The following is a 25,344-nucleotide window of genomic DNA, read 5'->3' as shown; positions in this document are numbered from 1 at the left end:
GGAGCGGGCCGGATGACTACGTTGTACCCATGAGTGCGGACCAGATCGCCGCGGTGGTGGTGGCGCGCAACGGGGGGCCGGAGACGCTCGAGGTACAGCAGCGGCCACGCCCCCGGCCCGCGCCCGGCCAGGTCGTCATCGACGTGGCGGCCTCGGGTGTGAACTTCATCGACGTGTACCGCCGCCAGGGCGTCTATCCGGTGCCGACCCCGTTCGTCCTCGGCATGGAGTGCGCGGGCCGGGTGTCGGCCGTCGGCGCCGACGTGACGGACGTGTCGGTCGGGGACGTGGTCGCGACCGCCGACGCGGGCGCGGGCAGTCACGCCGAGGCGGTCGCGGTCGACGCCGGCCGCGTGGTGCCGGTGCCTGACGCGGTACCGGTCGAGGTCGCCGCCGCCGCGATGCTGCAGGGCCTGACCGCGCACTACCTGACCCGCTCGACCTTCCGGGTGCAGGACGGGCAGTGGGCGCTGGTGCACGCGGCCGCCGGCGGGGTCGGCCAACTGCTGGTGCAGCTGTGCAGGTCTGCCGGGGCGCACGTCGTCGCCACCGTGGGCAGCGCGGAGAAGGCACAGATCGCGCACGACCTCGGGGCGGACGCCGTGGTGCGCTACGACGAGATCGACGACCTGGCCGCGGCGGTGCGCGCGGCAGCCGGCGGGGGCGTGCACGTGGCCTACGACGGTGTCGGCAAGGCGACCTTCGACGCGTCGCTGGCCGCGCTGCGCCCGCGCGGGATGCTCGTGCTGTTCGGCGGCGCGAGCGGGCAGGTGCCTCCGTTCGACCTGCAGCGGCTGAACGCGGGCGGATCGCTGTTCGTCACCCGTCCCACGATCGTGCACTACACGGCCGACCGGCAGGAGTTGCTGTGGCGGGCCGGCGAACTCTTCGACGCCATCGGCGGCGGAAGCCTGCACGTCGCGATCGGCGGGCGCTACCCGATGGCGCGCGCCGCCGACGCGTACCGCGACCTCGAGAGCCGGCGCAGCACCGGCAAGCTGCTCATCGTCCCGGAGTAGCGGCCCGGCTCGTACCCTCGGCTCATGCAGGTCGAGTTCCTCGACGACGAGCCGCCGGCCGGCCATCGCGACCTCCCGCAACCTGCGGCGCATCCGGCGAGGCGTGCCGTGATCGCCTTGCTGTGCCTGGCGGTTGCGGCCCTCGTCGCCGTCGTGCTGGTCAACCGTGACCACTCAGCGTCCCGGCGTGCGGCCGCGTCGAGTGGCGCGGCGACCGGTGTCCCGGCGACCGGCGCCGTGCCGTCTGCCGCACCCGCAGTCGCCGACGGGGTGCTCGGCGCGGCGCTGGACCTCGGCGGCACCGACCTCGACGTGCTGGACGCCGTCGCGTCCGGGGCGCACCTGTACCTACTGCTGCACTCGATCCGCGACGACGCGGTGCTGGTGCGCGCACTGCTGCTGAGCACCCGGCAGCCGAACTGGAGCGTGACCCTCGGCGACGTCCCGTTCAACGCCCTGCCGTTCCTGCACCTGGTCGCCGACCCGTCCGGGGCGCGGCTGTGGATCGTCAGCGAGGGCACCGAACCGGCACCCGTCCGCGTCGTCGCCACGGCAGGTCCGGCTCGCGGTCCTGACGTCGCGGTGCCGGCGACGGTCTACGACACGGCGGTGCTGGCCGGACACCTGTACCTGGCGACGTCGGCCGGGGTGATGGACGTCGTACCCGGCGCGCAGCACGCGGTCGCACTCGCGGGACGCACCGGCCTGGTCACCGCGATCGCCGCCGACCCGGCCCGCAACCGGCTGCTGGCGCTGGACGCCACGTCACCGGTGCACGTGCTCGCGGTGACGCCGGGCCGGGGCGTGCGCGGCGCCGCCACGCTGCCGTCCATCGGAGTGTCCAGCATCGCGGTCGTGGCCGGCTCGATCTGGCTCGGCGGCTACTCCGACACCGGTTCGGTCGTGGTGCGGCTCGCCCCGGCGGCGCTGACTCCGGTGCAGGTGAGCCCGGTGAGCGCGCTGACCGGGCCGGGCACCCGCGTCGTCGCCGGCCACGCCGACCTGTTCGTGACGAGCGGCGCGGCGCCGGCCGCGCAGGGGTGGTGCGTCGACGGGCGCGACGGCTCGGTGCTGGCGTCCTGGACGGGGCTGGCCGGCCCGCTCAGTTCGGCGGGCGGGCGGGTCTTCGCACTGACCGATTCGGGGGTGCGCGTGGCCGCGCCCGGGGACTGCCGCGGTTAGCGCCGCACGCCCGCGGCCAGCTCCGCGGCCAGCGACCGCACCGCGGCCACACCCGCCGCGTCGGGATGGTCGAGCAGCCTGCGGACGAAGGCCGAGCCGACGATGACACCGTCGGCGAAGGCGGCGATGTCCGCGGCCTGGGCGCCGTTCGACACGCCGAGCCCGACGCACACGACGGCCTCGGGCGCGAGCGCACGCACCCGGCCGACCAGGGTGGCCGCCGCGTCGCCGACGTTCGCGCGTGCACCGGTCACGCCCATCACCGCGGCCGCGTACACGAAGCCGCGGGATGCTGCGGCGGTGGCGACGATGCGGGCGTCGGTCGAGGACGGCGCGACCAGGAACACCCGGTCCAGGCCGTGCGCATCGGTCGCGGCGAGCCAGGAACCTGCTTCGTCCGGGATCAGGTCCGGCGTGATCGCCCCCGATCCCCCCGCGGCCGCGAGGTCGGCGGCGAAGCGCGCCACGCCGTAGTGCTCGATCGGGTTCCAGTACGACATGATCACGGCCGCGGCGCCGGCCTCGGCCACCGCGGCCACCGCGCGCAGCGCATCGCCGATCCCGACGCCCGCACGCACCGCGGGCTCGGCGGCGGCCTGGATCGTCGGGCCGTCCATCACCGGGTCGCTGTACGGGACGCCGACCTCGACGACGTCCACGCCGCCGTCGACCATGGCCCGCATCGCGTCGACGGAGCCGTCGACCGTCGGGTAGCCGACCGGCAGGTAGCCGATCAGCGCCGCCCTGCCCTCGGCCTTCGCCTTGCCGAGCGCGTCGGACAGCGCGGTCACCGATCGGCTCCTGTGTCGAGGCCGAAGTAGCGCGACGCGGTCTCGACGTCCTTGTCGCCGCGGCCGGACAGGGACACCAGGATGATCGCGTCCGGTCCCAGCTCGCGGCCGAGGTCGAGCGTGCCGGCCAGTGCGTGGGCGGACTCGATCGCCGGGATGATCCCCTCGGTGCGCGAGAGCAGCTCGAACGCCGCCATCGCCTGCGCGTCGGTGATCGGCCGGTACTCGGCGCGGCCGAGGTCGTGCAGGTAGGCGTGTTCGGGGCCGACGCCCGGATAGTCAAGCCCCGCCGAGATGGAGTGCGACTCGATCGTCTGGCCGTTCTCGTCCTGCAGCAGGTAGGAGCGGGCACCGTGCAGCACGCCGGGCGCGCCGCCGGTGAGGGTCGCGGCGTGCCGTCCGGTGTCGATGCCGTCGCCACCTGCCTCGAAGCCGACCAACCGGACGCCGGTGTCGGGGACGAACGCGGTGAAGATGCCGATCGCGTTGGACCCGCCGCCGACACACGCGGTGACGGCGTCGGGCAGCCGGCCGGTGCGCTCGAGCACCTGGGCGCGCGCCTCGTCGCCGATCACCCGCTGGTACTCGCGGACCATCAGCGGGAACGGATGCGGACCGGCGACGGTGCCGAACACGTAGTTGGTGGTCTCGACGTTGGTGACCCAGTCGCGCATTGCCTCGTTGATCGCGTCCTTGAGGGTGCGCGATCCGGTCGTCACCGGCACGACCGTTGCGCCGAGCAGCCGCATGCGCGCCACGTTCAGCGACTGGCGGCGGGTGTCCTCCTCGCCCATGTAGACGACGCAGTCGAGGCCCAGCAGCGCGGCGGCCGTGGCGGTCGCTACGCCGTGCTGGCCGGCGCCCGTCTCGGCGATCACCCGCTTCTTGCCGATGCGTCTGGTGAGCAGCGCCTGCCCCAGCACGTTGTTGATCTTGTGCGAGCCGGTGTGGTTGAGGTCCTCGCGCTTGAGCAGGATGCGCGCGCCGCCGGCGTGCTCGCCGAAGCGTGGCGCGTCGGTGAGCGGCGAGGGCCGGCCGCTGTACTCGCGATGCAGCCTGGTCAACTCGGCCTGGAACGCCGGGTCGGCCGCCGACTCGTGGAACGCGGCGGTGAGCTCGTCGATCGCGGCGACGAGGGCCTCGGGGACGAAGCGGCCACCGTACTGGCCGAAGTGGCCGGTGGCGTCGGGGACGACGGTCATTGTGCCGCCAACCATACCGAGCACCCGCCAGCGGATTGGCCGCGGTGGCGGGCCGGCTTGCCCTACCGTGGGTTCGTGGAGTACGAGCCGCCGCCGGCGTTCGCCGCGCCCGAGCAGCGCAGCGCGCCGGTCGATCCCGCGACGCTCGCGCCCCCGTCCGTCTCGCCCGCGTCCTGGCCGGGGGGCCGGCCGGCCGGTGACGCGCCGACGGGCGCCGCGCCACAGACGCCCTGGCGGTTGATCGCGGCGGCTGCGGTGCTGGTGGCCGCGGTGACGGTATGGGGGCTGGTGGCCCTCATGCAGGCAAGCGACGGGAACCGCGGCACCGCGCAACGGCGGATCAGCCTGCCCAGCGCGGTCGCCGATCTGCAGCTGGTGCGCTCGGTGAGCGGGTCGACGGTGCGGGCGTTGCTGGAGCAACAGCTGGGTTCGCTCGGGCCGATCGACGATGCGATGGACACCGCGCAGGTGGGCATCTACCGGGTCGGCAGCGACGGCCCGACCACCGTGGTGTTCCTGGGCTTCAACGCCACGGACAGCACCCAGATCGACGCGCTCCTCGGCTCCACCGACGCGAACGGCGTGGTGGAGCAGATCATGTCCGGCGCGGGAGCACGAGACGCTGCGCGTGCCGGGCCGGGACCGCTCGGGGGTGCCCTGCAGTGTGCCCAGGCGAGCAAGAACGGGCAGCCGTACACCCCGTGCGTCTGGGCCGATCGATCGACGCTCGGGCTGGTGCTGCAGATCGGGCTGGTCGACACCGCGCGGGCCGCGGACACCGCGGTGCAGTTCCGCGCGGCCGCCGAGCACTGAGTCGCCGCTGCGTCACGGCTGGCGGTACGGCAGGTACGGGCCAGCAAGCCACTCGTCCCCTCGCTTCCCACCCAGGGGCAGTCTCGGCCGCCGGTCGCGGCGGTACGTCGCGACCCGAGCAGCCGCGTCGCTTACGGCCGGCTGCGCCAGAATCAGCGCGACGCGCGCGGGGTGGCCGGGTGCGCGCCCGCAGTCACGAGTTCGGCGAGCGCCTGGCGCGGGTCGGCGTTGGTGACGAGCCCTTCCCCCACCAGCACCGCGTCGGCACCGGCGGCGGCGTACTCGATCAGGTCGAGCGGGCCACGCACGCCTGACTCGGCCACCTTCACCACATGGGTCGGCAGGCCGGGCGCGATCCGCTCGAACGTCGAGCGATCCACGTCCAGCGTGCGCAGGTTCCGCGCGTTGATCCCGATCACCCGGGCGCCCGCGTCGAGTGCGCGAGATGCCTCGTCCTCGGTGTGCGCCTCGACCAGCGCCGTCATGCCGAGCGACTCGATCCGCTCGCGCAACCCGATCAGCGTGTTCTGCTCGAGCGCAGCGACGATGAGCAGCACGGCGTCCGCGCCGTGTGCACGCGCCTCGTGCACCTGGTAGGTGCACACCACGAAGTCCTTGCGAAGCACGGGAATCCGCACCGCGGCTCGCACCGCATCCAGGTCATCCAGCGACCCGCCGAAGCGGCGCTGCTCGGTGAGCACGCTGATCATCCGCGCGCCGCCGGCCTCGTACTCGGCGGCCAGCCACGCCGGATCGGTGATCCTGGCCAGTTCGCCCCGGGACGGGCTACGCCGCTTGACCTCGGCGATCACACCGACCCCGGGCGAGCGCAGCGCCGCGAACGCATCGAGGGCCGGCCGGGCCGCCAGCGCGGCGGCCTTGACCTCGGCGAGCGGGCGAACCGCCTCGCGCGCGGCCGCATCCTCGCGCACGCCGGCGACGATCTCCTCGAGCACATTGCTCACCGGGCCGGTCTCCCCACGTCGTGACGGAGTGATCCTGAGAGCGTAAACCGCGCGGTTCGTCCCAGAACCGGCAGGGGTCCGCGGCGATTCATCGCTCGGTCGGCTCGGTCGGGTCCACACCGCGATCGAGCGCCGACCACAGCGACGCGTCCGCCCGCGCCCGCGCCTGCTGCTCGTCCTCAGCCGTCCCGCCCCCGGCCGGGCGGTCGTACTTGGCCGACATCCCGCCCCAACGCGGCCCACGCCACACCACCAGCAGCCCGGCCACCAGCAGCAGCGCACCGCAGCCGACCGACAGCACCGCCCACACCGCGTGCACGTCGATCCGCGCCACCGCGCCGACCTCGGCACCGGAGTGCTTGCTCTGGACCAGACTCCGGGCGCGGGACTGACTCACCGCGTCGAGCCCGGCGAGCGAGCGCCACACCAGCGCGGCGGCCGCCAGCGCGACCACGGCCCCGACCAGCCGGCGCACCACGCCCCGCGTCGCGATCACCGCGATCACCCCGGCCAGTGCGACCAGGGCGAGCGCGGTCGGCGCGGCATCGACGGTCCGGCCGGTCACCGACAACACGTCGTCACGGAACGGACGGGGACGCGGCGTGGTGATCGTCTGCCAGTGCCGCGTCGCCAGCAGCAACGCGCCGGCCGCGCCGATCAGTTGCAGCAGCAGCGCGCTCGCGAACCCGGCGCGTTCACGCATCGGGCGCGACCGGGGTGAGCGTCTGTGCCGTCGCGATGGCCTGCAGCACCGCGCGCGCCTTGTTCTGCGTCTCCTGCTCCTCCAACTCCGGACGGCTGTCGGCGACGATCCCAGCCGACGCCTGCACGTGCGCCACGCCGTCGCGGATGACCGCGGTGCGGATCGCGATAGCCATGTCCAGATCCCCGGCCGCGTCCAGGTAACCGACCGCGCCGCCGTACAGGCCGCGGCGCACCGGCTCCAGTTCGTCGATCAACTCCATGGCACGCACCTTCGGCGCGCCGGTCAAGGTGCCCGCCGGGAACGTCGCGGTCAGCACGTCGAACGCGTCCCGGCCCGTGGCGACCCGCGACTCGATCGTCGAGACGATGTGCCAGACATGGCTGTATCGCTCGACCGCGCCGAACTGGACGACCTGGACGCTGCCCGGCGCGGACACCCGGCCCAGGTCGTTGCGGGCCAGGTCGACGAGCATCACGTGCTCGGCCTGCTCCTTGGGATCACCGACGAGTTCGGCGGCCAGTGCCGCGTCGCGTTCGGCGGTCTCGCCACGCTTGCGGGTTCCCGCGATCGGGTGCAGCACCGCCCGGCCGTCGTGCACGGTGACCAGCGCCTCCGGGCTGGAGCCGACGACGTCGACGTCCGCGGTGCGCAGGAAGTACATGTACGGCGACGGGTTGAGCGTCCGCAGCACCCGGTACACGTCCAGCGGATCGGCCGATGTCGCGACGCTGAACCGCTGGCCGACCTGGATCTGGAACACCTCACCGGCCCGCACCGCCTCCAGCGCCTGCTCGACCGCAGGCCGGTACTCCCCCGCCGGGGTGCGCGACACCGCCGCCGCCGGCGGGACAGCAGCGACGGTCGCGACCGTCGACGGTGCCGGCGTGGCCAGTGCCGCCTGCATCGCGTCCAGGCGCGACTGCGCGTCGGCGTACGCCGCGTCCAGTTCGGCGGCCGACATGCCCGGCTGCAACAACGCGTTCGCGATGAGGACGACCGTGCACTCGTGGTGATCGACCGCCGCCAGGTCGGTGACCAGGAGCATGGTCAGCTCGGGCAGCCGCAACTCGTCGACCGCCTTGTCCGGCAGCCGCTCGATCCAGCGGACCACGTCGTAACCCAGGTAGCCGACGAAACCTCCGGTCAGCGGCGGCAGGCCCGGCAGCCGCGGCCCCTTCACCGCGCGCCAGGCAGCGCCGAGCACCTGCAGCGGGTTGCCTCCGGTGGGCGCGCCGCCCGGCACGGTCCCGGTCCACACCGGCAGGCCGTCGGCGACCGAGAGCGAGGCGACCGCATTCACCCCGACGAACGACCAGCGCGAGAACGACGCGCCCGGCTCGGCCGACTCCAGCAGGAACGTCCCCGGCCGGCCGCCGGCCAGTTTGCGGTACACACCGACCGGCGTCTCCCCGTCGGCGAACAGGGTGCGCGTGATGGGCACCAGGCGGTGCGTCGCGGCGAGCGCGTCCAGGTCGGCGCGGCCGATCACGCGCTGCCGCCCGAGACCGTCAGCACCCCGGCGTCGAAGCAGGTCCGGTCGCCGGTGTGGCAGGCCGCGCCCACCTGCTCGACCCGCACCAGCAGGGTGTCGCCGTCACAGTCCAGGGCGACCGACTTCACGTGCTGCACGTGCCCGGACGTCTCGCCCTTGACCCAGTACTCCTGACGCGAGCGCGACCAGTACGTTGCGCGTCCGGTGGTCAGCGTGCGGTGCAGCGCCTCGTCGTCCATCCAGCCCACCATCAGCACCTCGCCGGTGTCGTGCTGCTGCACGACCGCGGTCACCAGCCCCTGCGCGTCGCGCTTGAGGCGGACGGCGACGGCCGGATCGAGTGCTGACGGGGTGCCGGATTGCATGGCACTGATTGTGACGTACCGGTGCACCGGGAATGGCCGCGCCCGGTGGTGCCGCCAGCTGATCGTCAGGGATCGGCCGCCGGCAGCCAGACGCTGACCGTACTGCCGCCGTGCACCGTGCTCTGGAACTGGACGGTGCCGCGGTGCGCCTGCACGATCGAGGCCACGATGGCAAGGCCCAGCCCGCTGCCGCCGCGCGCGCGGGTACGGGCCTTGTCTGCACGCCAGAACCGCTCGAACACGTGCGCCGCCTCCTCCGGCGGCAGGCCCGGTCCGGCGTCGATGACCTCGATCACCACGCCTGGCCCGGCCGCCGCGGCGCGAACCTCGATCGGGCCGTCCGGAGCGGTGTGGGTCGCGGCATTCGTGACCAGGTTGCGGACCACGCGCAGCAACTGGTCGTGATCGCCCAGCACGCTCAGGTCGCCGGTGGTCGAGCAGCGGAACTCGCGATCCGGGAAGGCTGCGCGCGAGCCGGCGACGATCTCGTCGAGCAGTTCGTCGACATCCACCGGTTCCACCTCCGGCACGGCCCCCTGGTCGCCCCGGGCGAGGGTCAGCAGATCCTCGACGAGGCGCGACATCCGGGTGCCCTCGGACTCGATCCGGTCCAGGTTGTCCGCGTCGGTGACGCCACCCGGACCGAACGCGCGCTGCATCCGGGCGAGTTCGGCGTAGCCGCGGATCGAGGTGAGCGGGGTACGCAGCTCGTGCGATGCGTCGGCCAGGAACTGGCGCATCCGCCGCTCGCTGTCCAGCCGGGCGGCGAATTGCGTCTCCACCGCCGACAGCAGCGTGTTCATCGACTCGGCCAGCTGCCCGACCTCGCTGCCCGGCTCGGACACCGGAACGCGGCGGTCCAGCCCGGCACCCTCCGGGGAGAGCTCGACGGCAACCTCGCGCGCGGTACGCGTCACGCGGTACAGGTTGCGCAGGCCGAAGCGCACGCCCCACGCACTTGCCACGAGCGCCAGCGTGACCGCCGAGGCACCGATGATCAACTCCAGCACGATCAGGTGGCCGAGGGTCCGGTCCACCTCGTCCGTCGACAGGCCGACCGCGAAGATCACCGGGATCCCCTGGTACGTCGTCAACCGGGCATCAACCCGAAGCCGTTCGCCATCGGTGGTCGTGACGGTGCGGATCTGATCATGAGCGGCCCGCACATCGGCGACCAGCGACAGCCGCTGACCGGGTGTCAGCTGGAGGGATTCGGCACCGGTGTTGCGGCTCGGCTGGAACGCGACGTCACCGGACACATCCAGCAGCACCAGCCACAACTGCTGCGGCGCCCGCGGATGGCCGGTCGTCGTCTGGTCGATGTCCAGCGACTGCGGGCTCTGCGCGAGCGACGTGCGCACCTGCTGGTCAAGGCGCTCGTACAGGAAGGACCGCAACGCGAAGTAGGTGCCGGCCGCGGTCGCGAGCACGACGACGACCACGAGCCCGACGACACCGGTCACCAGCCGCCCGGTCAGGCTGCGCGGAAGCAGCCGCCAGCTCCGTGGCAACGGTCCCGACGGGGCGGGGGCCGGCAACCACGGCGTGGCCTGCTCGGCCGGCTCGGACTGCTGCTCGACGTTCATGACGCTGCCAGCGTGTCATGAGCGCCGGTGAATCGGCTCAGACGCCGGGTCCGTCAAACACGGGGTGCCTTGATCACGTACCCGGCGCCGCGCACGGTGTGGATCAGCTTCGGGTCGGTGGTGTCGATCTTCTTGCGCAGGTAGCCGATGTACAGCTCGACGATGTTGGACTGGCCCTGGAAGTCGTACTTCCACACCCGGTCCAGGATCTGCGCCTTGCTCAGCACGACCCGCTCGTTGCGCATCAGGTAGCGAAGCAGCTCGAACTCGGTCGCGGTCAGGTGCACCTCGACGCCGCCGCGGGTGACCTCGTGGCTGTTCTCGTCCAGCTCCAGGTCGGCTACGTGCAGCACGCCCTCACGCGCGTCCTCGGGGGCGGAGCGGCGCAGCACCGCGTGCACCCGGGCGAGCAGCTCCTCGACGCTGAACGGCTTGACAACGTAGTCGTCGGCGCCGGCGCGCAGCCCGCCGATCCGGTCGTTCGCGGTGTCCCGTGCGGTCAGGAAGATCACCGGCACCTGCGACCCCGCGGCGCGCAGGTTCTGCAGCACGCCCAGGCCGTCCAGGCCCGGCATCATCACGTCCAGCACGATCAGGTCCGGGTCGCTCTCGGCGACCTTCGACAGCGCGGCGGTGCCGCTGTCGGCGGTGACGGTCTCGAACCCGTCGAAGCGCAGCGCGGAGGACACCAGGTGGGTGACGTTGTCCTCGTCGTCGACGACGAGGACGCGGCGCTTCGTAGCGGGCGTGGCGGTGGCAATGCTCATCTGTGTCCCCTGATTCCGCGGGCGGGCCGGCGGGTCCGGCTGTGTCCTGCTTCGGTCAGACCTGTAGTCAGCCTGTGCCGTGCAGCTGAGCGAAAGGTAGGGGAAGGCTGTGAACCACTTAAGCAACGCTACGCGCGGGTGCGCCGTGCACGTGCGCCGCGGAGACCGGCAGCACGGCCAGCGCGAGCGCCACCGCGGACGTGATCACGAGCAGCACCGGCACCCCGGGCGGGCCGGTCCGCGAGTCGATCACGAACCAGACGGCCGTCGCCAGGGTGGCCAGCTGGGCGAGCAGGAACGGCCAGCGGCGGCGCCGGTTCATGAACCAGACGATGGTGCAGGTGACCAGGGCGAAGAGCACCAGCGCGGCGACGCCCGCGAGCAGCTCGCCGCCCTTGGAGCCGGTGATGTCCGGCGGGTTCACCGGGTAGAGCGTGCCGTGGGCGATGAACACCACGGCGTAGACGGCCAGCAGCGGCAGCGGGGCCACGCCGAGCGCGATCGCCGTCACGACCGGCCCGGCCGTCGGCTCCGGCGCGTCGTCTTGCATGGTTGGCAAGGCTACGTCAGCGGACGGTGATGTGCGCCTCGAGCAACGCGCCCTTGACGGCCCCCACCGTCAGCTCGCCGAAATGGAACACGCTGGCCGCCAGCAACGCATCGGCGCCGGCCGCGACCGCGGGCGCGAAGTCGCCGAGCGAGCCGGCGCCGCCGCTGGCGATCAGCGGGACCCGCACCGCCGGACGGACCAGCTCGATCAACTCCAGGTCGTAGCCGTCCTTCGTGCCGTCGGCGTCCATCGAGTTCAGCAGAATCTCCCCGGCGCCGCGCTCGGCCGCCTCGCGCACCCAGGCGAGGGCGTCGCGGCCGGTGCCGGTACGGCCGCCGTGCGTGGTCACCTCGAAACCGCTGGACGTCGGTTGCGCCCCGGCGGGGACGCGGCGCACGTCGGCGGACAGCACCAGCACCTGGCTGCCGAACCGCTCGGCGATCTCGGTGATCAGTTCGGGACGGGCGATCGCCGCGGTGTTGACGCCGACCTTGTCCGCGCCCGCACGCAGCAGCGCGTCGACGTCCGCGACGGTGCGGACGCCGCCGCCGACGGTCAGCGGGATGAAGACCTGATCGGCCGTGCGCCGGACGATCTCGTACGTCGTCTCCCGGCCGGCCGAGGACGCGGTGATGTCCAGGAAGGTCAGCTCGTCGGCGCCCTGCGCGTCGTACCGCGCCGCGAGCTCGACCGGGTCGCCGGCGTCACGCAGCCCGGCGAAGTTGACGCCCTTCACCACCCGCCCGGCGTCGACGTCCAGGCACGGGATCACGCGTACGGCAACGGCCACCGCTCAGCGCACCGCGTCGAGTGCCTCGGGCAGCGTGAACGCGCCCGCGTACAGGGCCTTACCGACGATCGCGCCCTCCACGGCGCGCCCGTCCTCGAGCCGCAGGCCGGCGATCGCGCGCAGGTCGTCGAGCGACGAGACGCCGCCGCTGGCCACCACGGCTGCCGACGTGCGCGCGCAGACGTCCTGCAGCAGGGTCAGGTTCGGGCCGGTCAGCGTGCCGTCGCGGTGCACGTCGGTGACCACGTACCGGGCGCAGCCGTCGGCGTCCAGCCGGGCGATCGTCTCCCACAGGTCACCGCCCTCCTGCGTCCAGCCGCGCGCCGCGAGCGTGGTGCCGCGCACGTCCAGGCCGACCGCGATCCGCTCGCCGTGCTCGGCGATCGCAGCGCGCACCCAGTCCGGCGACTCCAGCGCGGCGGTGCCCAGGTTCACCCGCGCGCAGCCGGTCGCGAGCGCCGCCGCGAGCGAGTCGTCGTCGCGGATGCCGCCGGACAGCTCGACCTGCACGTCCAGCTTGCCGATCAGCTCCACGAGCAACTCCCGGTTCGAGCCGCGCTCGAACGCGGCGTCCAGGTCGACCAGGTGGATCCACTCCGCGCCGCCGCGCTGCCAGGCGAGCGCGGCCTGCAGCGGGTCCCCGTAGGACGTCTCCGAGCCGGCCGCGCCCTGCACCAGGCGCACGGCCGCACCGTCGGCGACGTCGACCGCGGGCAGTAGGACCAGACTCACAACATCTCCAACCAGTTGGCGAGCAAGGTGGCGCCGGCGTCGCCGGACTTCTCCGGGTGGAACTGGGTGGCACTGACCGCGCCGTTCTCGACGGCCGCGACGAACGACTCGCCGTGCTCGGCGCGGGTCACCAGCCCGGACGTGTCACGCACCGCGTACGAGTGCACGAAGTAGAACCGGGTGTCCGCGTCCAGACCCCTGAACAGCACCGAATCGCTCGGTGGCGTAACGGTGTTCCAGCCCATGTGCGGCAGGATCGGCGCGTTCAGCCGCTCGACGCGCCCGGGCAGCACACCGAGCCCGGCCGTCTCGACCCCGTGCTCGACACCGGTCTGGAACAGCACCTGCATCCCGACGCAGATCCCCAGCAGCGGACGCCCCGACGCGAGCCACGCGGCCACGCTCGCACGCCCGTCGATCGCCTCGATTCCCGCCATGCACGCGGCGAACGCGCCGACGCCGGGCACCACCAGCCCGTCGGCCGCCTGTGCGACATCGCGGTCTGCGGTGACCGTCACCTCGGCCCCGACCCGCTCCAGCGCGCGCTGGGCAGAACGAAGGTTCCCCGACCCGTAGTCGAGGACCACGACGCGCTTCATCCGCTACAGGACGCCCTTGGTCGAGGGCACGCCCTGCACCCGCGGGTCCAGCTCGACGGCCGTACGCAGTGCCCTGGCCACCGCCTTGTACTGCGCCTCGGTGAGGTGGTGCCAGTCGCGGCCGGCGTGCACCGTGACGTGCAGGGCGATCGCCGCGTGATAGGTGAAGGACTCGAACACGTGCCGGGTGAGCGTGCTCGCGTAGTCCGGGCCGATGGTCGGCGGCGCGCCGTCCGGCTCGGTGTGCACCAGGTACGGACGGCCGGACAGGTCGACCGCGGCCGACACCAGGCACTCGTCCATCGGGATCGTCGCGTCACCGAAGCGGCGGGTTCCGGACTTGTCACCTGCCGCTCGGGCGAACGCCTGGCCGAGCGCGATCGCGGTGTCCTCCACCGTGTGGTGCGCGTCGATGTGCAGATCGCCCTCGACCTGCACGCTCAGATCGAACAGCGCATGCTTGCCGAACGAGGCGAGCATGTGGTCGTAGAAGCCGATCCCGGTGCTGATGTCGGTGCGCCCGGTGCCGTCCAGATCGAGTTCGACCTGCACCTTGGTCTCTTTGGTAGCGCGTTCGACCGTTCCCGTGCGAGTCATCGCATGACCTCCACCAGCGCGGCCTGGAACGCCGCCATCTCCTGCGGGGTCCCGATGGACACCCGCAGCCAACCGTCCGGACCAGTCTCGCGGATCAGCACGCCGCGCTCGAGCAGGCCCTGCCACACGGCGTGCCGGTTCGCAAACGTGCCGAACAGCACGAAGTTCGCGTCCGACTCCGCGCTGCGCAGCCCCACCGCGCGCAGCCACTCGACCGTGCGGTCGCGCTCGGCGCGCAGTTGCTGGACGGCGGCGAGCAGTTCGTCGGCGTTGGCCAGCGCGACCCGCGCCACCGCCTGCGACACGGCGGACAGGTGGTACGGCAGCCGGACGATCCGCAGCGCGTCCACGACGGCCGGCGCCGCGGCCAGGTAGCCGAGCCGGCCGCCGGCGAGCGCGAACGCCTTGCTCATCGTGCGCGTGACGATCAGCCGCGGGTACTGCGCAAGCAGCGTCAGCGCGCTCGGTGTCCCGGCCCGGCGGAACTCCGCGTACGCCTCGTCCACCACGACCATGCCCGGCGCTGCGTCCAGGATCGCCGCGATGTCCGCGAGCGGCAGTGCGGTGCCGGTCGGGTTGTTCGGCGAGGCGAGCAGGATCACCGACGGCCGGTGCTCCTCGATCGCCGCCAACGCGGTGGCGCGGTCGATGGAGAAATCCTCGGCGCGCCGTCCGGCCACCCAGGCGGTGTGCGTGTCCCGCGCGTACTCCGGGTACATCGAGTAGGTCGGCGCGAACGACAGCGCGGTGCGGCCGGGACCGCCGAACGCGAGCAGCACGTGCTGCATCACCTCGTTCGAGCCGTTGGCCGCCCACACGTTGTCGACACCGAGCCCGACGCCGCCGTCGGCTGTCAGGTAGCTCGCGAGATCGGCGCGCAGCGCGACGGCGTCACGGTCCGGGTACCGGTTCAGCGTGCGCGCGGCGTCCGCCACGGCTGCGGCGATCTCGGCGACGACGCGCTCGCTCGGCGGGTACGGGTTCTCGTTGACGTTCAGGGCCACCGGGACGTCCAGTTGCGGGGCACCGTACGGCTGCTCACCGCGCAACTCGTCCCGGATCGGCAGTTCGTCCAGCGTCAGGCCTTGGCCCCGCAGCAGGGGGTTTCGCGGCGTGTCGCCCTGCTGGGCGGCCAACAGGGGGCGGGTCGTCATCGCTCGAACCGCACGCTGACCGCGGCGCCGTGGGCCGGCAGATCTTCGGCGGCCGAGAGCGCCAGCACGTGCGGCGCGGCCTCGGCCAGCGCCTCGCGGGTGTACTCGACCAGGTGCACGCCCTTGAGGAAGGACTGCACCGACAGGCCGGACGCGTGCCGCGCCGTACAACCGGTGGGCAGCACGTGGTTCGACCCGGCGCAGTAGTCGCCGAGGGACACCGGGGCGTGCGGGCCGACGAAGATGCAGCCGGCGTTGCGCACCCGCTCGGCCCAGCGCCGCGCGTCCGCCGTGATCACTTCCAGGTGCTCGGCCGCGTAGGCGTCGACGACGGCCAGGCCCTGCTCCAGATCGCGGACGAGGACGGTGGCCGACTGCGGGCCGGTGAGCGCGGCGCGGATCCGCTCCACGTGCTTGGTCAGGCCCAGCTGCCTTTCGATCTCGGCGTCCACCGTGTCGGCGAGCGCGACCGAGTCGGTGACCAGCACGGACGCCGCCAGCGTGTCGTGCTCGGCCTGGCTGATCAGGTCGGCGGCAACGTGCACCGGGTCGGCCGTGCTGTCGGCCAGCACCGCGATCTCGGTCGGGCCGGCCTCGGCGTCGATGCCGACGACACCGCGCACCAGCCGCTTGGCGGCCGCGACATAGACGTTGCCGGGACCGGTGACCACGTCGACCGGCTCGATGCCGGCGTCCAGGTCGCCGTAGGCGGCGAGCGCGATCGCCTGCGCGCCGCCGACCGCGTACACCTCCTCGACGCCGAGCAGGGCGCAGGCGGCGAGGATCGTCGGGTGCGGCCGGCCGCCGAACTCCTTCTGCGCCGGCGAGAACACCGCGATCGATCCGACGCCCGCGACCTGGGCGGGCACCACGTTCATCACCACGCTGGACGGGTACACGGCCAGGCCGCCGGGCACGTACAGCCCGACCCGGCGTACCGGGATCCACCGCTCGGTCACCGTGCCGCCGGGGACGACCTGCGTCTCCACACTCTCGCGGCGCTGTGCCTCGTGGCCGATGCGCGCCCTGCGGATCGACTCGTTCAGCGCATCGCGCACCGCTGGATCGAGCGCGTCCAGCGCGGCGGTCAGGGCCGCAGCGGGGACGCGCGGCTCGGCGACGTCGACACCGTCGAAGCGCAGCGTGGCCTCCCGGGCGGCGCCGTAACCACGCTCGGCCACACCCTGGACGATCGGCGTGACGGCCTCGAGCGCGGCGTGCACATCCACCGCTGCGCGGGGCAGCACCCGGCGCAGGTCGGTGGCTGAATCCTCACTAAGATCGACGCGTCGCAGCACCCGCCCAGTTTACGGGCCCGCGCGGAGCCGGTTCGCCGTGTGCGAAATGTGTGCGCGCGATGTCAGCGCCCGGCACTACGGTCGAAGGCGGCCGATGAGTTCCGGCCGGCCCTGTCGTCACAAGTCCAGACCGCAAGCCTGCACCGCCCGTACCGCTCTACCCGTACCGCTCTAGGAGCCGCTCCATGTCCGCCCCGTCCGCCGCTGCCCAAGACACCAAGCTCGACGGTGCCGTCCTGAAGGTGGCCGGCGTGGTCGTCCTCGGCGCGATCATGTCGATCCTGGACATCACCGTCGTCAGCGTCGCGCTGCCGACCTTCCAGGACGTGTTCCATACCAGTTACGCCAACGTCGCGTGGACGATGACGGGCTACACCCTGGCGCTGGCCACCGTGATCCCGCTCAGCGGCTGGGCCGCCGACCGATTCGGCACCAAGCGGCTGTACATGACCGCTTTGCTGCTGTTCGTGCTGGGCTCGGCGCTGTGCAGCACCGCCACCGGCATCGGCATGCTGATCACCTTCCGGGTGCTGCAGGGCCTCGGCGGCGGCATGCTGATGCCGGTCGGCATGACGATCATGACCCGCGCCGCGGGCCCGGAGCGGGTCGGCCGGGTGATGGCCGTACTGGGCGTGCCGATGCTGCTCGGCCCCATCGGCGGCCCGATCCTGGGCGGCTGGCTGATCGGGGTCGCGAGCTGGCACTGGATCTTCCTGATCAACGTGCCGATCGGCGCGGCCGCGCTGATCTACGCCCAACTCGTGCTGCCGAAGGACAACCCCAGCCCGTCGGAGTCCTTCGACTTCCTCGGCATGCTGCTGCTGTCGCCGGGGCTCGCGCTGTTCCTGTTCGGCGTCTCCTCCATCCCCGAGGAGGGCACCGTCGCCGCCGCGCGGGTGATCGTTCCGGCGATCGTCGGCGGGCTGCTGATCGTCGCGTTCATCCTGCACGCGTTCCGTCCGGAGCACCCGCTGATCGACCTGCGGTTGTTCAAGAACCGGCAGCTGTCCCTGTCGATCATCGCGATGTGGATGTTCGCGGTCGCGTTCTTCGGCGCCGCGCTGCTGCTGCCGAGCTACTTCCTGCAGGTGCGCGGCGAGAGCACGCTGCACGCCGGCCTGCTCGTCGCCCCGCAGGGTATCGGCGCGATGATCACGATGCCGATCGCCGGCACCCTTGCCGACCGCATCGCGATCAAGAAGGTCGTCGCGCCCGGCCTGTTGCTCATCATCGCGGGCATGAGCATGCTCACCCAGATCGACGCGCACACGCACTACGCGGTGCTGATCGGGACGCTGTTCGTGATGGGCCTGGGCATGGGCTGCACGATGATGCCGCTGTTCACCGGCGCGCTGCGCACGCTCAGCGGGCCGACGATCGCACGTGGTTCGACGCTGATGAACATCACCCAGCAGATCGCCAGCTCGGTCGGCACCGCGACCATGTCGGTCATCTTGACCAACCAGATCCGCGACTCGAAGTTCGCCGCGGCCGCGATCGGCTCCTGGGCCGATCCGTCGATCAAGGACAAGGTGCCCGCCGGAGCGATCGCGAAGGGCCTGTCCGATGCGGGGCACGGCTTCGCGGTCACCTTCACGGTCGCCCTGGTGCTGATCGTGATCACGTTGATCCCGGTGCTGCTGCTGCCCGGCCGCAGGCCCGCGTCGTCCGAGACCGGCGCGGGTGAGGCGGCAGCGGAGGTCCCGGTGGCGCTGCACTGATCGGGCGCGGCCAGTAGCCTGATCGGCGTGCCGGCCCATGGCGATGACAGCAACAGCGGCAGCGCGCGCGACGCCGCCGGCACGCCCGGCAGCGTCATCCCGCTCTTTCCGCTGAGCCACGTGCTGCTGCCCGGCATGCCGCTTCCGCTGCACATCTTCGAGCCGCGCTACCGGCAGTTGCTGCTCGACATCTCCTCCGGGCCGGGCACGCCCTCGTTCGGCATCGTCACGCTGACCCGCGGCACCGAGGTGGGCACCGAGGGCGTCGACGAGGAGCCACAGTTCGCGCTGGTGGGCACGGTGGCCGAGGTGCTCGAGGTCGAGCCGTTCGACGACGGCGCGTCGGACCTGCTCACCGTCGGCAGCCGCCGGTTCCGGATCGAGCGGCTGGTCCCCGGCAAGCCGTACCTGCAGGCCGAGGTGCAGTACCTGGACGAGCGCGACGGCGGCGACACCGGCACGCTCCGCGAGATCGTGCTGGGGCTGCAGGACCAGCACGCGATGCTGATCCACGCGCTGACCGGGCGGCAGAGCGACATGGTGCTGCCCACCGATCCGAACCAGCTGTCCTACCACCTCGCCGCCCAGTTGCCGCTGACCAGCGAGGACCGTCAGCAGTTGCTGGAGGCCCCGGACGCCGTCGTCCGGCTAGCCCGGTCCGCGGTACTGCTGCGCCGGGAGATCGCCCTGCTGCGGGCCACCCGGACCATCGCCGTCGCCTCCCGCGTGCTGCAACTGCACCTGTCGCTCAACTGAGCCGCGCACCGCCTCGCGCTGCGGGTCGGGCCGGCCGAGGTCGTCGGCGACCGCGAACGACGCGCACAGCCCGTACACCAGCACCGCGGCCGCTGCCTCGACGAACAGCAGCCCGCTCATGTGCACCGAGAGCGGCAGGTGCGCGACGACGGTGTCCGCCCGGCCCGAGTCGGTGCCGCCGCCGGTGAGTCGGCCCACGACCTCGGTGAGCCAGCCCCCACCGAGGCCGCCGAGCGCGAGCGCCACGACGGCGCCGCTGCCCCGGACGGCGGGGCGCCCGAACCAGACGAGCAGCCCGGCCGCGATCCCGCAGACCAGCACGATGAGCGCGTAGCGGCCGTCACCGGCCACGAACGCCTCGGTCTCGTCGGCCTGGATACGTCCCGGACCGATGATGTAGCCGGCCGGTCCGGGCGGGCTCCACCACTGCCAGATCAGGCCGAGCAGCGCCCCGGCGCCCCACATGGCCACCATCACCACGAGCATCGAGCGCCACTGTGGCCCGATCAGGGTGCGGACGGACAGCGGTTCGCTCGGTCCGCTCACCGGTCCCGTCACCGGTCCGCTCACCGGTCCCGTCACCGGTCCGCTCACCGGGCGCTCCGCCCGAGCGCGCCGCGCAGCAGCAGGTGCAGCTCGTCCAGCCGGGCCGCCGGCACCGCGCGATCCACCTCGAACCGGCGTAACCGCGCGAGCGTGTCCGCGCGTCGGGACGGGCGGGCCAGCCGCAGCCCGAGCACCGGCAACGTCCAGGTGCGCCCCGGCAACCCGGCGCGGCGCAGTTCGCGCAGCACGTCGCCTCGGGTCTCTGCGACCAGCGCACGCATCCGTGCCTCGAACGGGCCGTACCGGCCGGCCCCGGTCAGCCGGCGCAGCACCGCCAGCAACAGGGCGCGAATGGCCAGCACGCCGAGCGCGACGATTGCCACGAGCACCGCCCAGAAGCCCGAACCGGCCCACCAGAGCAGCCCGGCGACGGCGAGCACGAGCAGGCCGAGCACCATCAGGGCCCGCCCCATCGACTCACCGATCGCGCGGCCGACCAGGTACCGCGCGAGCGCCCACTGGCTCAGCTCCGAGCCCTGCCGGAACTCCCCGACGTCGACCGGCTGCTGCGCGCGCGGACCGGCCTGCTCCGCCGGCTTCTGCAGCGAGATCGGCCGCGGCGCGGGCTCGTCCGGCAGCGCGTCGTCCATGGCACTGACGGTACCGGGCCGGACCTCGGTGCGTTTTCCTCGGAACTTGCCTTGCGGGGAACTTGACAGCCCAGCCGTCGCTACGAATACTCGGTTCCGGATAATCGAGTACGGAGAAGGAGGAGCTTCCGTGGCGCGCCGCCGTTCCAACCCGCTGGCCCTGGCCGTGCTGGAGTGCCTGAGCGAGAAGCCGATGCATCCGTACGAGATCTCCTCGACGCTGCGCACCCGCGGCAAGGAACAGAGCATCAAGCTCAACTACGGCTCGCTGTACTCGGTGGTCGAGTCGTTGGCCAAACACGGCTTGATCAGCGCGCAGCAGACCACTCGCGAGGGACGCCGGCCCGAGCGCACCGTTTACGCGATCACCGAGGCCGGGCAGGCGGAGCTGGAGGACTGGCTCGCCGAACTGCTCGCCACCTCGACCCGCGAGTACACCTCACTCGAGGCGGGGCTCTCGCTGGCCGGCGCGCTACCGCCGGATGAGGTCGCACGGCTGCTCGACAAGCGCTGCTTCGCGCTGGAGATGCAGCTGAGCGCGCTGGAGAAGGCAGGCGAGCTGGGAGATCAACTCCAGCTGCCGGAGATCTTCGCCATCGAGTCGCACTACCGGCACGCGCTGCTCACGGCCGAGCTGGCCTTCGTGCGCCGGCTCGTCGGCCGGATCCGGGACGGCTCGCTCGGCGGCACCACGCTGTGGCGCCGGATGCACGAGCTGCGCGCCGCCGGGATGAGCTACGAGCAGATCATGGCCGACCCGGTCGGCAACCTCGGGGAGGAGGCGCGCGTGCTGCAGGCACCGGAGTCGCAGAACTAGACGTCCGCTAGCGATCCGGCAGGTGCGGCAACACCGATCCGGACCGCTAGCGGACCGAACACCCGAGTCGATACCGCGAACGGTCACCACCCGAGGCCCACTCGAACGATACGTCCCGTGGCGTCGACTCCCCTACCCACTCGTACGGAGTCATCGCATGTCCGAATCCAGCTACCCGGCGCTCGACGCCGCCGATCTCGTCAAGACCTACCCGGCCGGAAAGGAGGCGCCGCCCATTCGCGCCCTGGACGGACTGTCCGTCTCGGTCGCACCCGGCAGCGTGTTCGCGCTGCTCGGACCGAACGGCGCAGGCAAGTCCACCGCCGTCAAGGTCCTCACCACCTTGTCGCGGGCCGATTCGGGCCGCGCCGTCGTCGCCGGGCACGACGTCGCGACAGCGCCGGACCGGGTCCGCCGCTCGATCGGCCTGGTCTCGCAGAAGTCCTCCAGCGACCCGCTGGCCACCGGCCGCGAGAACCTGGTGCTGGCCGGTCGCATCCAGGGGCTCACCCGGAGCGCGGCCGCGGCGCGGGCGGCCGAACTGCTCGACCGGTTCGACCTGACCGGCGCGGCCGGCCGGCCGGCGCGCACCTACTCCGGTGGGATGGCCCGCAAGCTGGATGTCGCGATCGGGCTGGTGCACCGCCCACGAGTGCTCTTCCTCGACGAGCCGACGACCGGGCTGGATCCGCAGGCGCGCGCCCAGCTTTGGGCCGAGATCGCCCGGCTCGCCGGCGACGAGCAGATGACGGTGCTGCTCACGACCCACTACCTGGACGAGGCCGATCACCTCGCGCACCGACTGGCGATCGTGGACGCCGGACGGATCGTGGTGCAGGGAACTCCCGAGGAGCTCAAGAGCGAGCTGCGCGGGGACACCGTGCATGTGGGACTGGCGGCTGCGGCCGACGCGTCCGACATGGCTGTGACCGCCGCGACCGCAGCCGAGGCGCTGCTGCGCGCTGGGCTGCGCGAGGTCCTCGCCGAGGGCGCCACGTTGCACGGCCGCGCCGACAGTGGCGCCCGCGCCGTCCCGTCAGTGCTCGCCGCCCTGGATGCGGCCGGGCTCGCGGTCGACTCGGTGACCGTGTCCCGGCCGTCGCTCGACGACGTCTACCTGCGCTACGCGGGCCGCACCTTCGAGGCCGCAGCATGAGCGCCCCGGCCCTGGGGGCGACCGGGCGGGTGGGCGCCGGGCGGCCGGCACACGCTGACCACCCGGCGCGAAACCCAGTGCGCGAACTGCTGCGGCACTCCGGTCTGCTCACCGCACGATCGGTGCGCTCGCTGCTGCGCCAGCCGGCGTACGCGGCGATCACGCTGATCCAGCCGGTCATCTGGCTGCTGCTTTTCGGCCAGCTGTTCCGTTCGGTGATCCACATCCCGGGCTTTCACGCGGACAACGGGAGCTACCTGGAGTTCATCACGCCGGGCGTGATCTTGATGACCGCGCTGTTCTCCAGCGGCTGGGCCGGCACCGGCTACATCGAGGACATGGACCGCGGCGTGATGGACCGGCTGCTCTCCTCGCCGGTGCGCCGCGGGGCGATGATGATCGGCTCGCTCGCCTACCAGGCGTTGACCACCGCACTGCAGACGCTGATCGTGTTCGCGATCGCCTACGCGGCCGGCGCCCGCTTCGCCGGGGGCGTCGCCGGAATCGCGATGACCCTGCTCGCCGCGGTGCTGATGGCGATCGTCATCGCGTCGCTGTCCAACGCGATCGCGCTGCTCGTGCGCCAGCAGGAGGCGCTGATCGGCATCAGCCAGTTCATCGTGCTGCCGCTGCAGTTCCTGTCCTCGGCGATCATGGACACCCGGCTGTCCCCCGGCTGGGTACGGCACGTGGCGCGCTACAACCCGGTGGACTGGGCGGTCGTCGCGTCGCGGCAGGCGCTCTCCAGCGGGACGCAGTGGGGCGCCGTGCTGCCCCGGCTCGGGTTCCTGATGCTGCTGGCGGCCGCGATGGCCTGGCTGGCCACCCGGGCTTTCCGCGCCTACCAGCGCTCCGCCTGATCCCCCGTTGGGGGCGGTTCGCGACGTTGAGTGGCGGGTTGGACGTTGAGTGGCGGGCTATTGGCCGCCACTCAACGCGAAGGCCGCCACTCAACGGGACGGACGGGACGGACGGGAGGGACCGGGTGGGCGGGGTGGGCGGGGTGACCGGGGTGACCGGGCGGGCTGGGGAGGTAGCGGCGGGCGGAGGGCTGCGCGCAGGACGGGGGCGAGCCGGGCGACCAATTCATCAGGATGCATCGACGCGATCGGTTCCAGCCGCAGCACGTACCGGTCGAAGATCAGCCCCACGAACACCACCGTGGACAGCGCGGCCCGCCGGCTCGCATCCGGCCCACCGATGCGCTCGGCGATCCGGCCGGCCATCTCCGTCTGCACCACCTCGCGGAGCACCCGCGCGACGCCCGCGTCACCTGATGCCGCGGTGATCAGCGCCCGCATCGACGCCGAGCGTTCCGGGTCGTCCCAGGTGCTCAGCAACGCGTGCAACACCCGTTCCGGTAAGGAGTTCAGCTCACCGGGCAGTGCTCTGGCCAGCACGTCGGCAGGGTTGGCGTCCAGCGCCATGACCGCCGCGAACAGCCCCCGTTTCGAGCCGAAGAAGTAGCTGATCAGGGCGGCGTCCACGCCGGCCTCGGTGGCGATCGAGCGCATGCTGACGCCCTGGTAGCCGTCGGCGAGGAACCGGCGGCGGGCCGCCTCGAGCACCGCCGCCCTGGTGTCCGGGCTTCCCGCCCGGCGGCCGCGCCCCGGCGCAGAATTCATCACAGTTGAAATTCTAACGAGCCCCGCTCCATCCTTCAATTCATCATCAATGAATTCGTAGGAGGAGTCGGTGATCACCACCCGACCGGCGGCCCCCGCCTCCGCCACCGGCACCGCGCACCGTCCCGTGCTCGCCGTCGTCTGCGTGGCGTTGGCCACGGTCGTCGCCGCGGTCGCCTCGCTCAACGTGGCGATCCCCTCGGTGGCCCGCGACCTGCACGCATCCCAGACGCAGCTGGCCTGGGTGATCGACGCGTACGCCCTGGTGTTCGCCGCGCTGCTACTGCTCGGTGGTGCGATCGGCGACCGCTACGGCCGCCGCCGCGCACTGCTTGCCGGGCTGGCCGTCTTCGGCGCCGGATCGGCCGCCGCCATGGCGGTGAGCGACCCGGCCTGGCTGATCGCGATGCGCGCTGTGCTCGGCGTCGGCGCGGCACTGGTCATGCCGGCCACGCTCTCGACGATCACCGGCACGTTCCCGGATACCCAGAAGGCGAGGGCGGTAGGCACCTGGGCGGGCGTGGCCGGCGCCAGCGCGATCCTCGGCCTGTTCGCCTCCGGCCTGCTGCTCGAGGTCTGGTCCTGGCGTGCGGTGTTCGGGCTGAACGTGGCGCTCGCCGCCGTCGCCTTCGTGGCCACGCTGCGAGTGATCCCGGAGTCGGCCGACCCGGACGCCCCGCGACTGGACGTCGGCGGCGCGTTGATCAGCGTGGCCGGCCTCGGGCTGCTGGTCTACTCGATCATCGAGGCGCCGACCGCCGGCTGGACGAGCGCGCGCACAGTGCTCGGCCTGATCGCCGGCGTACTGGTGCTCGCCGGATTCGTGCGCTGGGAGTCGCGGCGTGCCGACCCGCTGTTGGACCCGGCACTGTTCGGCCACCGCGCGTTCGCCGCGGGCACCCTGTCGCTGACCATGCAGTTCTTCGCCTTCTTCGGCTTCATCTTCCTGGTGCTGCAGTACCTGCAGTGGGTGCACCACGACAGCCCGCTGGTGGCCGCGCTGAGCCTGATCCCGATGGCGCTGGCGATGATGCCGTTCGCCCGCATCCTGGCACCGCGGCTGGCCGAGACCGTCGGCGCGAGCCGCGTCGTCCCGGCCGGGCTCGTGCTCGGCGCCACCGGCCTGGTGGTGCTCGCGCAGCTGGACGCGACCAGCGGCTACTGGCTGCTGCTCGCCGGGCTGTTGCCGCTCGGTTCCGGGATGGGGCTGGCCATGACGCCCGCCACGGCCGCCGTCACCGACGCGCTGCCGGTCGACAAGCAGGGTGTCGGGTCGGCGATGAACGACCTGTCCCGCGAACTCGGCGGCGCGCTCGGCATCGCGGTGCTGGGTAGCGTGCTGCAGTCGAACTACCGCGGGGGCCTGGACTTCAGTGCCGGCATGCACGACGCGCTCCTGGCCGGCGCGGGCACCGTGCTCGCGGCCGCGATCGCCGTCGCCGTGCTGCTGCGCCGCCGGTGAGGT

General features: G+C 72.5%; 27 protein-coding genes. 9 read left to right on the top strand and 18 right to left on the bottom strand.

Annotated features, from left to right (window positions below; all coding sequences use genetic code 11):
• Positions 1–29: 29 nt before the first annotated feature.
• On the top strand, positions 30–1,019 hold the full coding sequence (locus M6B22_RS20255; RefSeq protein WP_269443381.1) for a quinone oxidoreductase family protein: 990 nt from the start codon (positions 30–32) through the stop codon (positions 1,017–1,019).
• 24 nt (positions 1,020–1,043) lie between these two features.
• Positions 1,044–2,201, top strand: a complete 1,158-nt coding sequence (locus M6B22_RS20250; RefSeq protein WP_269443380.1) for a hypothetical protein — start codon at positions 1,044–1,046, stop codon at positions 2,199–2,201.
• On the opposite strand, the gene trpA is transcribed toward M6B22_RS20250, so the two are convergent.
• Both trpA and trpB read right to left on the bottom strand, forming a co-directional pair.
• Positions 2,198–2,992 (bottom strand): tryptophan synthase subunit alpha, encoded by a 795-nt coding sequence (gene trpA, locus M6B22_RS20245; RefSeq protein WP_269443379.1) that lies wholly within the window; start codon positions 2,990–2,992, stop codon positions 2,198–2,200. The two genes, M6B22_RS20250 and trpA, sit on opposite strands and share 4 nt — an antisense overlap.
• Positions 2,989–4,194, bottom strand: a complete 1,206-nt coding sequence (gene trpB / locus M6B22_RS20240; protein ID WP_269443378.1) for a tryptophan synthase subunit beta — start codon at positions 4,192–4,194, stop codon at positions 2,989–2,991. The genes trpA and trpB overlap by 4 nt, the downstream gene beginning before the upstream one ends.
• A gap of 75 nt (positions 4,195–4,269) precedes the next feature.
• Here trpB and M6B22_RS20235 point away from each other — a divergent pair, with 75 nt between their 5' ends.
• A complete protein-coding gene (locus tag M6B22_RS20235; protein WP_269443377.1) occupies positions 4,270–5,007 on the top strand; it encodes a hypothetical protein in 738 nt (245 codons plus the stop codon).
• 152 nt (positions 5,008–5,159) lie between these two features.
• Here the strand turns inward: M6B22_RS20235 and trpC are convergent, their stop codons facing one another.
• The 13 genes from trpC to hisD form a co-directional block, all read right to left on the bottom strand.
• Positions 5,160–5,963 carry an indole-3-glycerol phosphate synthase TrpC gene (gene trpC, locus M6B22_RS20230; RefSeq protein WP_407935751.1) on the bottom strand — a complete coding sequence of 268 codons (804 nt, stop codon included), beginning with the start codon at positions 5,961–5,963 and terminating at the stop codon, positions 5,160–5,162.
• A gap of 97 nt (positions 5,964–6,060) precedes the next feature.
• Positions 6,061–6,675, bottom strand: coding sequence for a Trp biosynthesis-associated membrane protein (locus tag M6B22_RS20225; protein WP_269443375.1), 615 nt, complete (start codon positions 6,673–6,675; stop codon positions 6,061–6,063).
• Entirely contained in the window at positions 6,668–8,167 is a 1,500-nt protein-coding gene (locus tag M6B22_RS20220) for an anthranilate synthase component I (protein WP_269443374.1), read from the bottom strand. Before M6B22_RS20220 ends, M6B22_RS20225 begins: the two co-directional genes overlap by 8 nt.
• Positions 8,164–8,535 carry a phosphoribosyl-AMP cyclohydrolase gene (gene hisI / locus M6B22_RS20215; protein ID WP_269443373.1) on the bottom strand — a complete coding sequence of 124 codons (372 nt, stop codon included), beginning with the start codon at positions 8,533–8,535 and terminating at the stop codon, positions 8,164–8,166. Before hisI ends, M6B22_RS20220 begins: the two co-directional genes overlap by 4 nt.
• 65 nt (positions 8,536–8,600) lie before the next feature.
• Complete coding sequence (locus M6B22_RS20210) at positions 8,601–10,121, bottom strand: sensor histidine kinase (protein ID WP_269443372.1); 1,521 nt, start codon at positions 10,119–10,121, stop codon at positions 8,601–8,603.
• Positions 10,122–10,174: 53 nt separating this feature from the next.
• Positions 10,175–10,888 carry a response regulator transcription factor gene (locus tag M6B22_RS20205; RefSeq protein ID WP_269443371.1) on the bottom strand — a complete coding sequence of 238 codons (714 nt, stop codon included), beginning with the start codon at positions 10,886–10,888 and terminating at the stop codon, positions 10,175–10,177.
• A 118-nt stretch (positions 10,889–11,006) separates the two neighbouring features.
• On the bottom strand, positions 11,007–11,438 hold the full coding sequence (locus M6B22_RS20200) for a hypothetical protein (RefSeq protein WP_269443370.1): 432 nt from the start codon (positions 11,436–11,438) through the stop codon (positions 11,007–11,009).
• Positions 11,439–11,454: 16 nt separating this feature from the next.
• Positions 11,455–12,228 (bottom strand): imidazole glycerol phosphate synthase subunit HisF, encoded by a 774-nt coding sequence (gene hisF, locus M6B22_RS20195; RefSeq protein WP_269443369.1) that lies wholly within the window; start codon positions 12,226–12,228, stop codon positions 11,455–11,457.
• A 3-nt stretch (positions 12,229–12,231) separates the two neighbouring features.
• Positions 12,232–12,960: a bifunctional 1-(5-phosphoribosyl)-5-((5-phosphoribosylamino)methylideneamino)imidazole-4-carboxamide isomerase/phosphoribosylanthranilate isomerase PriA gene (priA, locus tag M6B22_RS20190; RefSeq protein WP_269443368.1), complete on the bottom strand. Its 729-nt coding sequence runs from the start codon at positions 12,958–12,960 to the stop codon at positions 12,232–12,234.
• A complete protein-coding gene (gene hisH, locus M6B22_RS20185; protein WP_269443367.1) occupies positions 12,957–13,559 on the bottom strand; it encodes an imidazole glycerol phosphate synthase subunit HisH in 603 nt (200 codons plus the stop codon). Before hisH ends, priA begins: the two co-directional genes overlap by 4 nt.
• A 3-nt stretch (positions 13,560–13,562) precedes the next feature.
• A complete protein-coding gene (hisB, locus tag M6B22_RS20180) occupies positions 13,563–14,156 on the bottom strand; it encodes an imidazoleglycerol-phosphate dehydratase HisB (protein WP_269443366.1) in 594 nt (197 codons plus the stop codon).
• Positions 14,153–15,310, bottom strand: a complete 1,158-nt coding sequence (locus M6B22_RS20175; RefSeq protein ID WP_269443365.1) for a histidinol-phosphate transaminase — start codon at positions 15,308–15,310, stop codon at positions 14,153–14,155. The genes hisB and M6B22_RS20175 overlap by 4 nt, the downstream gene beginning before the upstream one ends.
• Positions 15,307–16,608 (bottom strand): histidinol dehydrogenase, encoded by a 1,302-nt coding sequence (gene hisD / locus M6B22_RS20170; RefSeq protein WP_269443364.1) that lies wholly within the window; start codon positions 16,606–16,608, stop codon positions 15,307–15,309. Before hisD ends, M6B22_RS20175 begins: the two co-directional genes overlap by 4 nt.
• A 185-nt stretch (positions 16,609–16,793) precedes the next feature.
• Between hisD and M6B22_RS20165 the strand changes: the two genes are divergently transcribed.
• Entirely contained in the window at positions 16,794–18,329 is a 1,536-nt protein-coding gene (locus tag M6B22_RS20165) for a DHA2 family efflux MFS transporter permease subunit (RefSeq protein ID WP_269443363.1), read from the top strand.
• A 27-nt stretch (positions 18,330–18,356) separates the two neighbouring features.
• Complete coding sequence (locus M6B22_RS20160) at positions 18,357–19,085, top strand: LON peptidase substrate-binding domain-containing protein (RefSeq protein WP_269443362.1); 729 nt, start codon at positions 18,357–18,359, stop codon at positions 19,083–19,085.
• On the opposite strand, the gene M6B22_RS20155 is transcribed toward M6B22_RS20160, so the two are convergent.
• Both M6B22_RS20155 and M6B22_RS20150 read right to left on the bottom strand, forming a co-directional pair.
• Complete coding sequence (locus M6B22_RS20155) at positions 18,978–19,679, bottom strand: hypothetical protein (RefSeq protein ID WP_269443361.1); 702 nt, start codon at positions 19,677–19,679, stop codon at positions 18,978–18,980. The genes M6B22_RS20160 and M6B22_RS20155 overlap by 108 nt on opposite strands.
• Positions 19,676–20,281 (bottom strand): hypothetical protein, encoded by a 606-nt coding sequence (locus M6B22_RS20150; RefSeq protein WP_269443360.1) that lies wholly within the window; start codon positions 20,279–20,281, stop codon positions 19,676–19,678. The genes M6B22_RS20155 and M6B22_RS20150 overlap by 4 nt, the downstream gene beginning before the upstream one ends.
• Positions 20,282–20,411: 130 nt before the next feature.
• On the opposite strand from M6B22_RS20150, the gene M6B22_RS20145 reads away from it, so the two are divergent.
• The 3 genes from M6B22_RS20145 (at position 20,412) to M6B22_RS20135 (ending at position 23,114) form a co-directional block, all read left to right on the top strand.
• Positions 20,412–21,098, top strand: a complete 687-nt coding sequence (locus tag M6B22_RS20145; protein WP_269443359.1) for a PadR family transcriptional regulator — start codon at positions 20,412–20,414, stop codon at positions 21,096–21,098.
• 157 nt (positions 21,099–21,255) lie between these two features.
• Positions 21,256–22,254, top strand: a complete 999-nt coding sequence (locus tag M6B22_RS20140) for an ATP-binding cassette domain-containing protein (protein ID WP_269443358.1) — start codon at positions 21,256–21,258, stop codon at positions 22,252–22,254.
• Positions 22,251–23,114, top strand: coding sequence for an ABC transporter permease (locus M6B22_RS20135; RefSeq protein WP_269443357.1), 864 nt, complete (start codon positions 22,251–22,253; stop codon positions 23,112–23,114). The genes M6B22_RS20140 and M6B22_RS20135 overlap by 4 nt, the downstream gene beginning before the upstream one ends.
• Before the next feature lie 90 nt (positions 23,115–23,204).
• Here M6B22_RS20135 and M6B22_RS20130 read toward each other — a convergent pair whose 3' ends face one another.
• A complete protein-coding gene (locus M6B22_RS20130; RefSeq protein ID WP_269443356.1) occupies positions 23,205–23,879 on the bottom strand; it encodes a TetR/AcrR family transcriptional regulator in 675 nt (224 codons plus the stop codon).
• Between the two features lie 70 nt (positions 23,880–23,949).
• Here M6B22_RS20130 and M6B22_RS20125 point away from each other — a divergent pair, with 70 nt between their 5' ends.
• The gene (locus tag M6B22_RS20125) at positions 23,950–25,341 is read left to right on the top strand and encodes an MFS transporter (protein WP_269443355.1); all 1,392 of its coding nucleotides are present in this window, start codon (positions 23,950–23,952) and stop codon (positions 25,339–25,341) included.
• Positions 25,342–25,344 lie beyond the last annotated feature (3 nt).

This window comes from Jatrophihabitans cynanchi, from assembly GCF_027247405.1.
Taxonomy (GTDB): Bacteria; Actinomycetota; Actinomycetes; order Mycobacteriales; family Jatrophihabitantaceae; genus Jatrophihabitans_B; species Jatrophihabitans_B cynanchi.
The sequence above is the reverse complement of the archived record's forward strand: the minus strand, read 5'-3'. Positions and strand labels throughout refer to the sequence as shown.

Coding starts and splice junctions, on each gene's coding strand:
- M6B22_RS20255 (WP_269443381.1), top strand. CDS start 30: ATGAGTGCGGACCAGATCGCCGCGGTGGTGGTGGCGCGCAACGGGGGG.
- M6B22_RS20250 (WP_269443380.1), top strand. CDS start 1,044: ATGCAGGTCGAGTTCCTCGACGACGAGCCGCCGGCCGGCCATCGCGAC.
- trpB (WP_269443378.1), bottom strand. CDS start 4,194: ATGACCGTCGTCCCCGACGCCACCGGCCACTTCGGCCAGTACGGTGGC.
- M6B22_RS20225 (WP_269443375.1), bottom strand. CDS start 6,675: ATGCGTGAACGCGCCGGGTTCGCGAGCGCGCTGCTGCTGCAACTGATC.
- hisI (WP_269443373.1), bottom strand. CDS start 8,535: ATGCAATCCGGCACCCCGTCAGCACTCGATCCGGCCGTCGCCGTCCGC.
- M6B22_RS20210 (WP_269443372.1), bottom strand. CDS start 10,121: ATGAACGTCGAGCAGCAGTCCGAGCCGGCCGAGCAGGCCACGCCGTGG.
- M6B22_RS20205 (WP_269443371.1), bottom strand. CDS start 10,888: ATGAGCATTGCCACCGCCACGCCCGCTACGAAGCGCCGCGTCCTCGTC.
- M6B22_RS20200 (WP_269443370.1), bottom strand. CDS start 11,438: ATGCAAGACGACGCGCCGGAGCCGACGGCCGGGCCGGTCGTGACGGCG.
- hisH (WP_269443367.1), bottom strand. CDS start 13,559: ATGAAGCGCGTCGTGGTCCTCGACTACGGGTCGGGGAACCTTCGTTCT.
- hisB (WP_269443366.1), bottom strand. CDS start 14,156: ATGACTCGCACGGGAACGGTCGAACGCGCTACCAAAGAGACCAAGGTG.
- M6B22_RS20175 (WP_269443365.1), bottom strand. CDS start 15,310: ATGACGACCCGCCCCCTGTTGGCCGCCCAGCAGGGCGACACGCCGCGA.
- M6B22_RS20165 (WP_269443363.1), top strand. CDS start 16,794: ATGTCCGCCCCGTCCGCCGCTGCCCAAGACACCAAGCTCGACGGTGCC.
- M6B22_RS20150 (WP_269443360.1), bottom strand. CDS start 20,281: ATGGACGACGCGCTGCCGGACGAGCCCGCGCCGCGGCCGATCTCGCTG.
- M6B22_RS20140 (WP_269443358.1), top strand. CDS start 21,256: ATGTCCGAATCCAGCTACCCGGCGCTCGACGCCGCCGATCTCGTCAAG.
- M6B22_RS20135 (WP_269443357.1), top strand. CDS start 22,251: ATGAGCGCCCCGGCCCTGGGGGCGACCGGGCGGGTGGGCGCCGGGCGG.
- M6B22_RS20130 (WP_269443356.1), bottom strand. CDS start 23,879: ATGAATTCTGCGCCGGGGCGCGGCCGCCGGGCGGGAAGCCCGGACACC.